13 protein-coding genes and 1 pseudogene are annotated in these 13,841 nt (G+C 72.8%); 3 read left to right on the top strand and 11 right to left on the bottom strand.

Annotated features, from left to right (window positions below; all coding sequences use genetic code 11):
• Positions 1-559 (top strand): aromatic amino acid lyase (locus MTQ10_RS19265; RefSeq protein ID WP_247469734.1); only part of this gene is annotated, 559 nt, incomplete at its 5' end.
• On the opposite strand, the gene MTQ10_RS19260 is transcribed toward MTQ10_RS19265, so the two are convergent.
• Positions 465-1,796, bottom strand: coding sequence for a sensor histidine kinase (locus MTQ10_RS19260; RefSeq protein WP_247469733.1), 1,332 nt, complete (start codon positions 1,794-1,796; stop codon positions 465-467). The genes MTQ10_RS19265 and MTQ10_RS19260 overlap by 95 nt on opposite strands.
• Positions 1,793-2,473 (bottom strand): response regulator transcription factor, encoded by a 681-nt coding sequence (locus tag MTQ10_RS19255; RefSeq protein ID WP_247469732.1) that lies wholly within the window; start codon positions 2,471-2,473, stop codon positions 1,793-1,795. Before MTQ10_RS19255 ends, MTQ10_RS19260 begins: the two co-directional genes overlap by 4 nt.
• A 371-nt stretch (positions 2,474-2,844) precedes the next feature.
• Between MTQ10_RS19255 and MTQ10_RS19250 the strand changes: the two genes are divergently transcribed.
• Positions 2,845-3,555: an SDR family oxidoreductase gene (locus MTQ10_RS19250; protein ID WP_247469730.1), complete on the top strand. Its 711-nt coding sequence runs from the start codon at positions 2,845-2,847 to the stop codon at positions 3,553-3,555.
• Positions 3,556-3,585: 30 nt separating this feature from the next.
• Here MTQ10_RS19250 and MTQ10_RS19245 read toward each other — a convergent pair whose 3' ends face one another.
• The 9 genes from MTQ10_RS19245 to MTQ10_RS19205 form a co-directional block, all read right to left on the bottom strand.
• Positions 3,586-4,269 (bottom strand): TetR/AcrR family transcriptional regulator, encoded by a 684-nt coding sequence (locus MTQ10_RS19245; protein ID WP_247469729.1) that lies wholly within the window; start codon positions 4,267-4,269, stop codon positions 3,586-3,588.
• Between the two features lie 178 nt (positions 4,270-4,447).
• Positions 4,448-6,061, bottom strand: a complete 1,614-nt coding sequence (gene mhpA, locus MTQ10_RS19240) for a bifunctional 3-(3-hydroxy-phenyl)propionate/3-hydroxycinnamic acid hydroxylase MhpA (RefSeq protein WP_247469727.1) — start codon at positions 6,059-6,061, stop codon at positions 4,448-4,450.
• The gene (locus MTQ10_RS19235; RefSeq protein WP_247469726.1) at positions 6,058-6,831 is read right to left on the bottom strand and encodes an HpcH/HpaI aldolase family protein; all 774 of its coding nucleotides are present in this window, start codon (positions 6,829-6,831) and stop codon (positions 6,058-6,060) included. Before MTQ10_RS19235 ends, mhpA begins: the two co-directional genes overlap by 4 nt.
• Positions 6,828-7,292, bottom strand: a complete 465-nt coding sequence (locus MTQ10_RS19230; protein ID WP_247469725.1) for a nuclear transport factor 2 family protein — start codon at positions 7,290-7,292, stop codon at positions 6,828-6,830. The genes MTQ10_RS19235 and MTQ10_RS19230 overlap by 4 nt, the downstream gene beginning before the upstream one ends.
• A gap of 2 nt (positions 7,293-7,294) precedes the next feature.
• On the bottom strand, positions 7,295-8,089 hold the full coding sequence (locus MTQ10_RS19225) for a 2-keto-4-pentenoate hydratase (RefSeq protein ID WP_247469724.1): 795 nt from the start codon (positions 8,087-8,089) through the stop codon (positions 7,295-7,297).
• 13 nt (positions 8,090-8,102) lie between these two features.
• Positions 8,103-8,987: an alpha/beta fold hydrolase gene (locus MTQ10_RS19220; RefSeq protein WP_247469722.1), complete on the bottom strand. Its 885-nt coding sequence runs from the start codon at positions 8,985-8,987 to the stop codon at positions 8,103-8,105.
• Positions 8,984-9,919: a 3-carboxyethylcatechol 2,3-dioxygenase gene (locus tag MTQ10_RS19215; protein WP_247469720.1), complete on the bottom strand. Its 936-nt coding sequence runs from the start codon at positions 9,917-9,919 to the stop codon at positions 8,984-8,986. The genes MTQ10_RS19220 and MTQ10_RS19215 overlap by 4 nt, the downstream gene beginning before the upstream one ends.
• A gap of 36 nt (positions 9,920-9,955) precedes the next feature.
• Complete coding sequence (locus MTQ10_RS19210) at positions 9,956-11,320, bottom strand: MFS transporter (protein ID WP_247469718.1); 1,365 nt, start codon at positions 11,318-11,320, stop codon at positions 9,956-9,958.
• Positions 11,321-12,177: 857 nt separating this feature from the next.
• A complete protein-coding gene (locus tag MTQ10_RS19205) occupies positions 12,178-13,188 on the bottom strand; it encodes a sporulation protein (protein WP_247469715.1) in 1,011 nt (336 codons plus the stop codon).
• Between the two features lie 336 nt (positions 13,189-13,524).
• Between MTQ10_RS19205 and MTQ10_RS19200 the strand changes: the two are divergent.
• Positions 13,525-13,841: pseudogene (locus tag MTQ10_RS19200) on the top strand (restriction endonuclease); the annotation flags it as partial.

The raw sequence follows: 13,841 nt of genomic DNA, 5'->3' as shown, positions 1-13,841 counted from the left end.
GCCGGAGAGTGCGGGGGCGGGGCGGGCGGTGCACGGCGGGAACTTCTTCGGGCAGCCCGCCGCGTTCGCCGCCGACCTGCTCGCCTCCGTCACCGCACAGCTCGGCAACCTCGCCGAACGCCAGCTCGACCTGCTGGTGGACCCGGCCCGCAACGGCGGACTGCCGCCCATGCTCGCCACCGAACCCGGCGCCCAGCACGGCCTGCAGGGCGTGCAGCTGGCGACGACCGCCTTCGTCGCCGAGATCCGCCGCAACGCCACCCCCGCCGCCATGCAGAGCCTGCCGACCAACCTGCACAACCAGGACGTCGTCCCGTTCGGCACCCAAGGCGCCCTCCGCGCCCACGACATGGCCGGACTCCTCGACCTGCTCTGCGGCTCTCTCGCCCTCGGGCTGCGGCAGGCCGTCCACGTCGGCGCACGCCGGCCCACCGCGCCCCGGTGCGCCGAGATCCTCGACACGCTCATCGCCGCCATCGATCCGGTCGACCCGGACCGGCCACTGGACGAGGACGTCCGGACAGCGGCACGGCTGCTCGCCACCCCTGCCACGCCCTGACCCACCGCTCCGCGGGCACCGGGGGAGAGGGCGCGCTCTGCGGCAGCCGCACCGTGAACCGGGCGCCGTGCCCCGGCCGTCCCGACGCCGCCACCGTGCCGCCGTGGCTGGTGACGACCTCCCGCAGCAGCGCGAGTCCCAGCCCGTACCGGCCGCCGCCGCCCCGGTGGAAGCGGCGGAAGAGCCGCTCCGCCTCACCTGCCTCGAAGCCCTTCCCGGTGTCCGCGACCGTCAGCTCCACCGCCCCGTCCGAGCGGGTCAGCGTCAGCTCGACGCTCCCGCCGGGCGGGGTGTGCGTGACGGCGTTGTTCAGCAGCTCGCCGACCGCCCGGCGCAGCGCGGACGCCACCCCGTCGACCCACAGCGGATGCGGCGGGGCCTCCACCCGGACGGTCAGCCCCCGCTGCCGCGCCCGGTCCGTCTCCTCCTCGGCCGCCGTCCGTGCCAGTGCGACCAGATCCACCCGCCGCCGTGTCGCCCGCCACGCCTGCCCGGCGGAGAGCGTCGCCGACGACAGCAGGTCGTCCAGCACCTCCCCGAGCCGGCCGAGCGAGGTGACCAGGACGGCCAGCCCCTCCCGGTGCCGCGCCGGCAGCCCGTCCCGCACCGCGTGGCGCGCCAGCATCTGCGCCCGCGTGTGCAGCCGGGTCACCGGGGTGCGCAGCTCATGACTGGCGTCCGCGACGAACCGCCGCTGCCGCGCCAGCGCCTCGGCCAGCGGCGCCACTGCCCGGCTGCCCAGCACCAGCCCGGCGGCGACCGCGGCCACCAGACCCACGCCCTCGGCGACCCCCAGCGCGAGCCACAGATGGTCACGGTCGGCGAGCTGGAACCGCAGGTCCAGCACGGCCTGCACCACGTCCCCGTCGCGCCGCAGCTGTGTCCGCACCAGGTAGGCGGTGCCGTCGCGCCGTACCGTGCGCTCCACCGGCTCGCCCGTCTGCCGTACCCGGTCCAGGTCGGACCGCAGCGGGAACCCCTCGGGCCCGCCGACGGGCCCGGTGCCGTCCGGCCCGTACAGCCACATGCACCCCGGGGGCCGCTCCGGGTCGCCGTACGCGGCGCCGTACCACACCTCGCGGCGCACCTGCGCGTCCTGCGCCCGCGTCATCACCGTGTACGCCACCGCCCCGACCAGCGTGATCAGCAGGGTGACGACGACGCCGGTGACCCACACGATGCGCAGCCGGGCCCGGCGCACCACCGTGTCCTCGGCGTCCCGCCCCGGCGGTCTCACAGCGCCCCCAGCCGGTAGCCGAGTCCGCGCACCGTGCGTACGGCGCCGCGGCCGAGCTTGCGCCGCAGGTAGTACACGTACGTGTCGACGAGCGACGCCGCTTGTGTCTCCTCGAAGACGAGCCGCCGTAACTCCGACCGGGTGTACACCGCGTCGGGCCGCACCGCCAGCGCGTGCAGCAGCTCGAACTCCCGCGCCGCCAGGGCGATCCGCTGCCCGTCCGGCAGCACCACCTCGCGCCGGCCCACGTGCAGTTGCCCGGACCCGATCCGCAGCACGTCGGTCACGTCCCGCGAGCGGCGGCACAACGCCCGCAGGCGCGCCGCGAGTTCGTCCAGGTCGAACGGTTTGGCCAGATAGTCGTCGGCGCCCGCGTCCAGTCCGTCCACCCGGTCGGGCACACTGCCCATCCCGGTGAGCATCAGCACCGGCGATCGCACCGGACGGGACCGCAGCCGGCGCAGCAGGTCCAGCCCGTCCAGCACGGGCAGCCGCCGGTCGATGACGAGAACGTCGTACGTGCGGGTGAGGCCGAGGTGCAGGCCCCGCTGCCCGTCGGTCGCGACGTCCACCGTGTACCCCTCGTCCCCGAGCACCTCGGTCAGCAGCTCGACCAGCTCCCGGTCGTCCTCGACCAGCAACAGGCGCCAGGGATCGCGTACGTGCTCAAGCGTCACTGTGACCTCCCTCGCCGCAGTCTCGGCGCTTCAACGCCCGTACACGGTGGGGTAGTTCCGCTTTCACACAACTGACGGCCAGGGGGCGGGGCCACGGCCCGCCGAACGGCGGGATCGCGCCAGCGGCACCCCACGGCGAACCGCCGCAATGCGGACCGGTCCGGAGGGCTGCGTCCACGCCCCGGCCGCCTCGGACACCCGCCGCCGGATGCGCGGCCCGCGCGCGGACCGGGGGCTGCGGCCGGGGGCGGCGGTGAACCGGACGTCCCGTTGACGTCCGCGCCCCCACGGACCTACATTCGTCTAGAACAGTGATTCTAGAAGAGTCGTTCAATCCGTGTCCCGGCCCCCACACGCAGGAGCAGCACACCATGACCGAAGCCCGGCCCACGGCCCTCGTCATCGCCGGCAGCAGCGGAATCGGTGCCGCGTCGGCGCGTGCCCTGGCGGCGCGCGGGCACCGGGTGGCGGTGCTGGCCCGAGGCGAAGGAGCAAACGCCCTGGCCGAGGAACTCGGAGGCCTCGCCGTCCGCGGGGACTACACCGACGCGGGTGTCGTCGAGGCGGCCGTGGACCGGGTGGTCTCCGCCTGGGGGAGGCTCGACGTGCTGGTCAACAGCGCGGGCCACGGCCCCAAGGGGAAGCTCCAGGAGCTGACCGACGAGGACTGGGCCACCGGGTTCGACCTGTACTTCTACAACGTGGTACGGGCCTGCCGCGCCGCGCTGGCCCCGATGCGCGCCCAGGGCGGCGGCAGCATCGTCAACATCTCCTCGGCCAGCCCCGCCGAGCCCTCGCCCCGCTTCCCGACCTCCATGGTCGCCCGGGCCGCCATGACCACCTGGACCAAGCTGTGGGCGGACGAGGTCGCCGCCGACGGCATCCGGATCAACAACGTGCTCCCCGGGTACACCGTCGCCGACCCCGCGACCGTGCCCGCCGCCTGGACCTCCGCCATCCCCCTGGGGCGGGCCGCCGCCCACGAGGAGGTCGCGCGGACCGTGGCCCACCTGGCCTGCGACGCCACCTACACCACCGGACAGAACCTCCGCGTGGACGGCGGCCTCACCCGCGCCGTCTGACCCGGCAGGGCGCGGCAGACCACCGGCCGCCTACTTCCGCTCCTCGGCGGCCCGGCGGGCGTAGTCGGCCACCAGGCCCTCCAGCGCCGTCGCCGCCATGTCCGCGTACTCGGCGAAATCCAGCTCCAGGTGCACATCGGAATTGGCGTGGACGAAGAACCCGTCGGTCAACGCCAGGCTCAGCACGGTGAGCCGGGTGGGCAGATCCGGGAAACGTTCGACGACCTCGGCGGGGACGGACTCGGTGATCCGCTCGACGTCCACCTTGAACATCTCCACCCGCATCCGCAGGTACGCCGCCCGGACCTCGTTGTCCTCGCCCAGCCCGCCCAGCTGCCGGCTCAGCGCCCACACCGCCGCCGCCTTGAGCAGCGCCTCTTCCTTCGTGTAGTGCTCGGGGTCGGCGCCGGACAGGCCGGCGATGCCACGGGACAGCTTGCGGCGCAGCCCCTCAGGACCGGAGTGCAGCTCCATCCACGCCTGGTAGCAGTGCTCCAGCAGAGCGACGAACAGCTGCTCCTTGCTCTTGAAATGCCAGTACACCGAGCCGATCGGCAGCCCCGAGGACGCGCTGACCGCCGCCATCGTCGTGCCCTGGTAGCCGTGCTCCAGCGCCAGGTCCAGCGCCGCCAGCAGGATCTGCTCCCGGCTCTTGTCCGAGCGCGCCTGCCGCGTGCCCTTCCTGCCCTCGCCCTGCCGTGTACTGCGCGTCATTCCGCCACCTTGTCGCCGTCCGTCGTCCCTGCCCGTGCCACCAGCACGATCATTCTAGAACGGTGCTACTAGCGAACTGTGCCGTCTGCGACGCACCGGCGCGGGCGCGAAGTGGCCGTACACCACGGCCCACTTCGCGCCCGCGCCCGGACATCGGTGCCCCGCGCCGCCCGCCGCGTCACACGGCGCAGGCGGCCTCGAGGACACGGGCCACGACGTCGTCGAGTTCCTGCGTCAGGCACTCGGCGGCGATCACATGGTCGGGGCGCAGCACCACGGCCCCGACCGGCCGCGCGTCGAACCACGCCTGCAGGCTCGCCTCGCCCCCGAGGTCGCCGACGACGGTGACACCGGGCGTGGCCTGCTTGCGCGCCCACGGCAGCTGCGTCCTCGGCACCACCTGCACGAGGCGCGCGCCGAGCTTGTCCAGCGCCGCGCGCCGCTCGGCCGACAGGAACGCCGTCGGGTCGTTGTTCCAGGTGAGGACGCGCCAGCCCTGACCGGTCGCGTCGTCGAGCAGCATCTCGACGCCGTCCGCGTCGGTGGCCTTCGGCTGCGGGAAGATCGTGCCCGCGAGCCGGGGCACGTCACGGACCGGCAGCGACTTGGACACCGGCGTCGGGGTGTGCACGACCACCCCCCGCTCGAACTTCGGCTGCGGCTTGAACGCCTGCCGCCGCTGTGCCTCCCGCTCCTCGGGGGTCCGGGCGGCGGCGATCCGGTCGCGCTCGGCGGCCTTGACGGGGTCGTGGTCCGTCATCTCCTTCGCCATGCGGAGGGAGACCTCCACCATCTGCGTGACATGGCCGAGCCGTTCGGTCTCGTACGTGTCCAGCAGACCGTCGGCCGACAGCCCCTTGACGACGGCGGCGAGCTTCCAGCCGAGGTTGAAGGCGTCGCGGATGCCGGAGTTCCAGCCCTGCCCGCCGACCACGGGCATGACGTGCGCGGCGTCACCCGCGAGGAAGATCCGCCCGTGCCGGAACCGGCCCGCGATCCGCGCGTGATGGCGGTAGACGCGCCGGCGGATGATGTCCAGCTTCGACGGGTCGGGCACATGGGGGGCGAGCAGACCGTGGACGAACGCGTCGTCCTCGACATCGGCCTCGCCCTCGTCCTCGAAGAGGGTGAACTCCCAGCGGCGGATCCCGTGCGGCAGCGCGATGGAGGCGTAACTGCGGGCTGGGTCACCGCCGAAGACCGCGTGCGGTGTGCCGATCGGGTCGTTGGCGACGTCGATGACGATGCCGTCGGTCGGCCGGGTCTCGCCCTCGAACGAGATACCGAGGCGCTTGCGGGTGGGGGAGGACCCTCCCTCGGCGGCGACGACGTACCGCGCGCGCACCGTCCCTCCGTCCGCGAGCGCGGCGACGACTCCGCCCGCGTCCTCGGTCAGGTCCACGACCTCGGCGCCGAACAGGACGGCGGCGTTGGGGAAGCGGTCGAGTCCGGCCAGCAGCACCTGATCGACCAGGGGCTGCACGAAGCCGTTGCGGCGCGGCCAGCCGAACTCGCGTGTCGTCGGGTTCACCTCGGACAGGATCGCCCCGTCGCCGTTGATCATGTAGATCTTCTGGTCCGGGACGGTGTGCGGAAGCACCTCGTCGACCAGTCCGGCGGTCTGCATCGCGCGCAGCGCCTCGTCGTCGATGCCCACGGCCCGCGGGTAGTCGACGAGTTCGTGCTCCCGCTCGACGACGAGTACGTCGACGCCCTGCTGTCCCAGCAGGTTGGCCAGGGTCAGGCCGACCGGGCCAGCCCCGACGACGAGGACGTCGCAGGCCTTGTTCATGTGGTGCTCCGTGCGGATCGGGCCGGGCCCAGCCCGGCGATGGTGTCGCCGAACGCGCGGTTCAGCAGGACGAGATCGATGCCGAGGCCGACGTAGTCGACGAGGCCGTCGGCGAGGAGGCCGGCCGCGTGGTCGGGACGGCCGGAGTAGATGCCGAGGGTGACGCCGTGCGCGCGCGTCACCTCGCGGACGTGGACGATCGCCTCGCGCACCGGTCCGTCGTCCCAGTCGCCCCGGCCGGGGAGGCCGTAGGAGACGGCGAGGTCGGCGGGACCGATGTAGACCGAGTCCAGTCCGGGCGTCGAGACGATCTCCTCGGCCCGGTCGACCCCGGTGCTCGTCTCGATCTGCGCGACGGCCGACACCGCCCGGTTGCCGGCCTCGGTGTACGAGTCGCCCGGATACAGCGCGGGCCGGGAGGGGCCGAGGCTGCGGCTGCCGGCCGGCGGGTACTTGACGGCGGCGACCAGGGCCTCGGCCTGCGACCGGGACTCGACGGTCGGCGCGACGACGCCTCTGGCCCCGCTGTCGAGGAGACGCAGCACGGGCGCGGGGTCCAGCGAGCCCACCCGGGCGTACGCGTAGGCGTTGTCCCGGGGGATCGAGCGCAGGATCCCGCAGGCCGCCTCCAGCCCGAGCTCACCGTGCTGGAGGTCGAGGATCACACCGTCGTAGCCGGCGGCCACCGCCCACTGCGGCATCGAGAACGACGGGACCGTCTGGTGGTACAGCACCGGGTGCCGGTCGCCGCCGACAGCTTCCCGCTTCACCGCGCCGGCCCTTCCTGCCCGGCCACGCGCGCCGCGTGGGCCGCGGCGGCCCGCCCGCCGAACACCGGCACGATCTCCCGGCGGGCGAACAGCCAGCGGCCGTCCACCTTGCGGTAGCGCTCGCGGAACTCACCGACCGACGCGGGCAGCGTCTGCGGCTCGTTCGTGTCACGGAAGGTCAGGTACTGCACGGTGCCCTCGACCTCGTCCCCGTCCCACACCAGGCGGATTCCGCCGATGTGATGACGGCCGACGAGGTCCGTCCGCCGGGCCCGCTGGGCTCCCCACACCTTCATGGCCTCGCGGTCCATGTCACCCATCGGGCCCACGGAGACTCCGTCCTCCGTGTACAGCTCCCAGGTGGTGTCCGCCCGGTTGTGGTCCAGGCGGTAGAGCATCTCCGCGATGAGCTGCTCGATCTCGACGCGGGTGGTCGCGTCGACAGGACGGTGGTCAGTCATGTTCAGCCTTTCGAATCCGCGGTCGCGACCACGCGACCCAGCCCGGTGACGGTGGCGACGCACTCGACGTCGGCGGGCCACGGCTCGATGTAGCCGATGGAGCCCGACAGCAGCACTTCTCCGGCGCGCAGCGGCTCACCCGTCCGGATCGCGGTCTCCGCCAGCCAGACGACCGCGTTCACCGGGTCCCCCAGCACATTGCTGCCGACACCCCGGGTGATCTCCTTGCCGCCACCCGTGATGACCATCTCGACCCGCGTCAGATCGACCTCGCCGTAGGGGTGCCGCTCCTCGCCGAGGACGACTCCGCTGCATCCGGCGTTGTCGGCGATGGTGTCGACGATCTGCCCGACGGAACCGGCGTAACGGAAGTCGACGACCTCGAACGCGGGCGTCACGTAGTCGATCGCGGCCTCCACGCTCGCACGGGAGGCGTCCGTGATGTCGCTCCTCAGCACGAACGCGACCTCCGCCTCGATCAGCAGGCGGTTGTACGCGGACAGCGGCAGGTGAACGCCCGAGGCGTGCACCATGTCGTCGTGGATGATCCCGTAGTCCGGCTCGTCGATGCCCACACGCTGCTGCACGAGGGCGTTGGTCAGACCGACCTTGCGGCCGACCCGTCTCACGCCCAGCTCGCGCTCGCGCAGGGCGGCGAACTCGGCGGAGATCGCGTAGGCGGAGTCGAGGTCGCGCTCGGGCAGCCGGGGGCTCACGTACGGCACGGTGTACACGCCGCGCTTGGCCTCGAACAGCTCGCGTGCGATCTCGCTGATGGTCTCCCGGGTGACGCTCACTCCGGTCCTTTCGTCAGGCATGCTTCTGGAGGAAGGCGACGGCTGCGGCGTTGAACTCGGCGGCCCCCTCCCACTGCGGCCAGTGCGCGGCGCCGCGGATCAGCAGGTACTCCCCGTCCGGGAGGAGCCCGCACAGCCGGGCGCCCTCGGCCTCGTCGCCGGTCGGCTCGTTGTCCGTCCACACCATCAGGGCGGGGACCGGAACGGCCGCGAAGTCGTCGTCCGTCACGCGGTTGCGCCACCGCCGCTCCGGCTCCCGCAGGGCGGACACGTTCGCCATGCTGAACCCGTCGCGGGCGTAGATCGCCCGGCGTACGCGGACCAGCTCGTCGGTGATGTTCCGCGGGTCGTGGATCACCACCTGGAGCCGCTTCTTGACGTTCTCGAAGGTCGGCTCGCTCACCGCCTTCGCGCTGACCGACTGGGTCCGGTCCAGTTGCGGTTCGCCGATCACCCGGCCGCCCGGCGCGGACAGGATCACCGTGCGCAGCCGCTCGGGGTGCTTCGGCGCGAACTTCAGCGCCAGCCAGCCGCCGAGCGACTCGCCGGCGAGATGCACCCGGTCCAGGCCCAGCGCATCGAGCAGCGCGAGCAGATGCTCCTCGTAGTCGCGGATCTCCAGCGGATGGTCGGCGAGCGCGGTGTACCCGTGGCCCGGATAGTCGTACCCGACCACCCGGAAACCGGCCCGGGCGAACGCGCGGACGTTCTGCGTCCATGCCTCGATGTGGCCGCTGGTGCCGCTGGCCAGGACGACCGTCTGCGCGTCCGGGGACGCCCCGGCGATGTCGAGGACCCGGGTGCGGCAACCGCCCGCGTCCACGTACCGCAGCGAGTGCTCCAGGTCCGCGATCTCTTCCCACAGGGTCGCCAGGCGCGCCCTCTCCGTCCCGCTCACGCCGTCACCGCCGCCTGCACGGCGAAGCCCGCGCCCCACTTCTCGACCGCCCAGTACCGGTCGACGGCGAAGCGGTAGGGGCCGGCGGTCGACAGGGCCGCGTAGGCGGCGATCCAGCTGCGCATCTCGTGCGCGGCCGAGCCGCCCTCCGCCACGAACCAGCCGTTCTCCCAGCCGTCGGCCGGGGTGAGGTCCCCGGAGCGGAACGTGTCGAGGACGAGCTTGTCCCACTCCTCGTTCAGAGGGTCGCTCGGCGCCTTGCCGTCGGCGATCGCCTGGATGCCCCGGACGATCATCTGCTCGCGCTCGTGCCGCTCCTCGGGGGTGGGCGCATACGCGATCAAACGTTCCTGCACGGTGCCGGGGGCGCCGTCCCAGCGGGGGATCGGCGGGCTGTGGGAGATACCGCCCGACGCCAGGAACAGCACCTTCCTGTCCAGGGCGCGGGCGGCCCGGCCGAACGCCTCGCCCATCAGCCGTACCCGCCGCATGGGGGACAGGGGCAGGCCGATCGCGTTCACGAACACCGGCACGATCGGCTGCGTGAAGTCCTTGCCGAACACGAAGTCCAGGGGCTGGACGATGCCGTGGTCGACCGTCATCCGCTCGCTGCGGCCGATGTCGATGCCCTCGGCGAGGACGGCGGCGTGCAGGGCCCGGGCGGCGTCGGCGTCGACGGGGAGCTTCCCCGCGGTGGTGCCGTAGTCGCCGACGCCCTCGGCGGCGGCCCCGATGACCCACGGGGTGATCAGCGAGTAGAGCTGGCCGTTGAAGTGGTCGGGCCCGAACACCACGACGAGATCGGGGTCGTACGCGGAGACGAACTCCTCGACCTCGTCGATGGCGGCATTGATCTCGGCGAACGTCTCCCCGCCCGGGTCGACGTTGCCGAAGGACGGCGCGTGGGAGAGCGCTGCGACGGCCAGCGGCATGATGCTGGTTCCTTTCTGGGAGGGGGCGGACGGCCGCTACGCGGACGTACCGGAGAGCACGGCCTCGGGGTGCTGTGCCGCGCCCGCGTCGGGACGGCGCCGGGCCACGTGGAGGGCGATGACGCTGACGCCGGCGATCAGCATCGGCAGGGAGAAGACGGTGAAGGCCGCGCCCATGCCCCAGCCGGCGTTGAAGGCCGCGCCGCCGACGACCGGGGCGGCGATGCCGCCGAACCGGCCGATGCCGATGACGACACCGAAGCCGGTGGAGCGGGCCAGCGTCGGATACAGCGTCGGCACGATCGCGTAGAAGGCAGCGGTGCCCGAGCAGACGAAGAAGGACGCGGTGAACAGGGTCCACCAGGCGGTGGGCATCTGGGAGCCGACGATGCCGAACAACGACAGGGTGACGGTGGCCAGGAGCAGGAAGACGGGGGTGAGGACGCGGACGCCGATCCTGCCGGCGAGGTAGCCGAAGAGGACGTTGCCGAGGATGCCGCCGATGCTGAAGGCGGTCACGAGCTGCGGGGCCAGCGCGGGGTTGTCGTTGGCCGAGGCCACGCTGCTGGGCGCCCAGTTGGTCATGAAGCAGAAGCTGAGCATGTAGGCGACGTAGCCGACGGTCATCAGCAGGGTGTAGGCGCCGGTACGGCCGGTGAAGACGGTGCGCAGCGAGCCCTTCGCGTCGGCCCCCGTGTTCTCCGGTTCCGGGAGCGCGGCGAGCACGGGACGGCGCATCTTCGTGAGCAGCGCGTTGAGCCGCTCCAGTGCGTCGGGGCGGCGGCCCTCGGCGAGCCAGGCCAGGGACTCGGGCAGCAGGGCGTACGTGGCGATCGCGGCGACCGCGCTGAGGGCGAACCCGATCCACCAGCCCAGCTGCCAGCCCCGCGCGTCGAGCATCGGGCCGACGATCATCGAGCCGAGCAGTCCGCCGATGTTGATGGCGGCGGCGTACAGGGCCATGACCAGGGCGTACACCCGCTTGCCGGTGTATTCGGCGAGGACGACGCCGACCACCGCGACCAGACAGCCGACCCCGACGCCGGTGACGATGCGGCTGAGCACCAAGGGCCAGGTCCCGGTCTCCGGGGTGGCGAACGGGCCGATGAACATGCCCGCCGCGATCGTCGAAGTGGCGACGACACCCATCTTGCGTCGGCCGATGCGGTCGGCGAGCGGCGCGACGATGATCGAGCCGACGAGCATGCCGATCAGTGCGCCGGACATGACCAGTCCGAGCTCCGCCTTCGAGACGCCGAAGCCCCGCTCGATGTAGGGCGCGGCGAACGACGTGAGGGAGACGTCGTAGCCGTCGAGCACGACCAGGGTGATCGCGATGGCGACGGCGCGTCTCTGCAACCCGCTCATTCTCTCCTGCGGGATGTGGTCGGTGATCCTCATACGGGTTCCCCTGTTCCGGGACAGAGCGGACCTGCGCCGGGGCGGCGGCCCGCAAAGGAGGAGGCGGAACGCTGACCAGCCGCGTTCCATCGACGAAAACTAGAAGTTACGTTCTAGAATCGTCATTACAGTGACGAGCGGCCGGGGGTGGTGTCAAGGGGTGGCGTGTGATCCGTCGAAACGCGCGGGGCTGGGCGCAGGCACGCCGAGGCCCGGAGCGGCATGCGGCGGGGGCGGTGCGCCGGCGGGTCGGCTCGGTGCGCGTCGCGGGCGGCGGAAGGCGCCGGGAAGAGCAGCGGGCCGCCCGGTCCCAGGCCGATGGCCAGAACGGGCGGCAGCCCGGGCGGGGCCCGGGAAGGGCACGGAGCGGGCGGCGTCGTACGGAGCTGCGCCGGGGAGGCGGCCCGGTCCGGGGGGTGGTCGTACGTCTGTGTCGGGCAGGTGGCCCGGTCCGGGGGGTGGTCGTACGTCTGTGTCGGGCAGGCACGCGGCCCGGTCCGGGGAGTGGTCGTACGGGGCCGTGTCGGGCAGGTGGCCCGGTCCGGGGAGTGGTCGTACGGGGCCGTGTCGGGCAGGTGGCCCGGTCCGGGGGATGGTCGTACGGGGCCGTGTCGGGCAGGCACGCGGCCCGGTCCGGGGGGAGAGGCTCGACGGCGCCCCGGCAGGTTCACGTCGTCGGCTTCAGGCAGGCACCCTGCTGGATCATCGCGAGGCTCGGCCTGCGCGGACCATGACGACGGCGGGTGCGTCCTCCTGCTCGGGGCTGTCCGCGAGCGGGTGTGAGGGGTACCCCGCCCGAGGTGCGGTCCGGCACCAGCCGGGGGGGTACCGCGGCCGGGGGACCCCGGCCGCCGGACTCAGTCCTCGTCCTCGTCGCCCTCGAAGAAGTCGCCGATCTCGTCCACGACTTCGGCCGCGACCATGCCGCCGACGACGCCGACCGCCAGTCCCGCCGCGCCGGCGGCGATCGCCGTGCCGACGCCCGGGCCCGAGCGGTGGTGGTCGTCGTGGTGGCCGTGCTCCGTGTGGTACGGGGCGTGGGCACCGTGTGCGGCGGGGAACGCGTCGCCATGGCCGTACGCGGCGTGCGCGCCGTGGGCCCCCCGGTGCTCGATCAGCCGGCGGAGCCAGCCGTCGACCTCCGCGTTCCAGTCGCGGGAGTCGTGGTGGCCGACGGTGAACCGGGTCAGCGCGTCGTGGCCCGAGGAGAGGAGACCGCCGCGCTTGTCGGCCTCCAGGACGACCTCCAGCCCGGCCGGGGAGGCGAGGAAGGTCACCTCGACCTCGTTGACCTGGTGCGCGTACTGCGGCGCCGGGGTCAGCTCGATCTCCTGGTAGAACGGCAGTTGCTGACCCGTGCCCGCGATGCGGCCGTACTCCAGGTCGGCCGACCTGAAGCCGAAGCCGAGCTGCCCCAGCGCTTCGAGGATCGCCTCCTGGGCGGGCAGCGGTCCGACGGTCAGCGGGTCGAGGTCGCCCTTGTCCTTGGCCCCGGCCACGCCCAGTTCGGTGCGTACCCCGAGGACGATGCCCAGCGGCTGGCCGTACAGCTCCGTGACGGGGGTCTCCCAGGGCAGCGTCACACTGAACGGGACACTGCGCCGCTCCTCCGCCGCGAGCCGGAAGCCGCCGCCGACCGTCACACGGTCGAAGACGACGACGCCCTCCCGCTCACCTCCGTCGAGTTCCGCCTCGACGCGTGCCACCAGCTCCAGGGAGATGTGGTCGATGTCGAAGTCGGCGCTGCCGCCCTGGAGATGGACCTGCCCGGTCAGTTGACCGCCCGGCACGGCCGGGCCGGGGTCGAGGACCGTGTCCACCGAGGGCCCGCCGATACCGAGCGAGCCGAGCAGCCTCTTGAACACCATCGAGGCGTCCACTCCTTCATGTGCGGTTGTCTGGCACGCCCGCGAGCACAGCCGGGGTACCGGCCGTGCTCTACAGGCGCGTAGAAGCATAGGGCTGCTGTGTGCCGGTGCGGCGATGCCTCGGCGCTCGGCCCGGGAAAGTCCGAAAACAGGCGCACATCGGCCGCTGGCATGCTCTTGACCAGGGTGTTTCGAGCGGTCTTTGCCGTCGGGGCTCCGAGGGAGCAGGTGCGGAGGGGCAAGGGCTCCGGAGGTTCCGGGGTGATCGGTTCGGGATTTCGGGGCAGACGGTAGCGGTCCGCGTATGCGTCGAGTCAGGGGAGGGGGCGTCGTCCTGTGACTGTGCGTGTGCGGCGGATGCGGTCCGGGTCCGGCCGGCGGTCGTTCGATCTGCGGGCCACCGCCTGGTTCTTCGCGCTGCTCGCGCTCGTGCTGTGCGTCCTCGGCTTCGTCGTCCGCACCGCGGCCCACACCGTGGAGCGGCGTCCCGCCTGGGCCGTCGTGCTGTGCCTGACCGGGCTGGCCGCAGCGTCGCCGCTGTGGCGCCGGCGGCGTTCCGTCCCCGCCCGTGCCGCCCGGCGTGCCGCCGCCGCACTGGAGGTGGGGGCCCGCACCGCCGTGGAGGAGTGGGAGGACGCCGCCCCTGCCGCCCC

Origin of the sequence: Streptomyces sp. XM83C (assembly GCF_023072675.1) — a bacterium.
Classification (GTDB): Bacteria; Actinomycetota; Actinomycetes; order Streptomycetales; family Streptomycetaceae; genus Streptomyces; species Streptomyces thermocoprophilus.
Note: the sequence above shows the minus strand (reverse complement) of the source record. Positions and strands in the feature narration are given on the sequence as shown.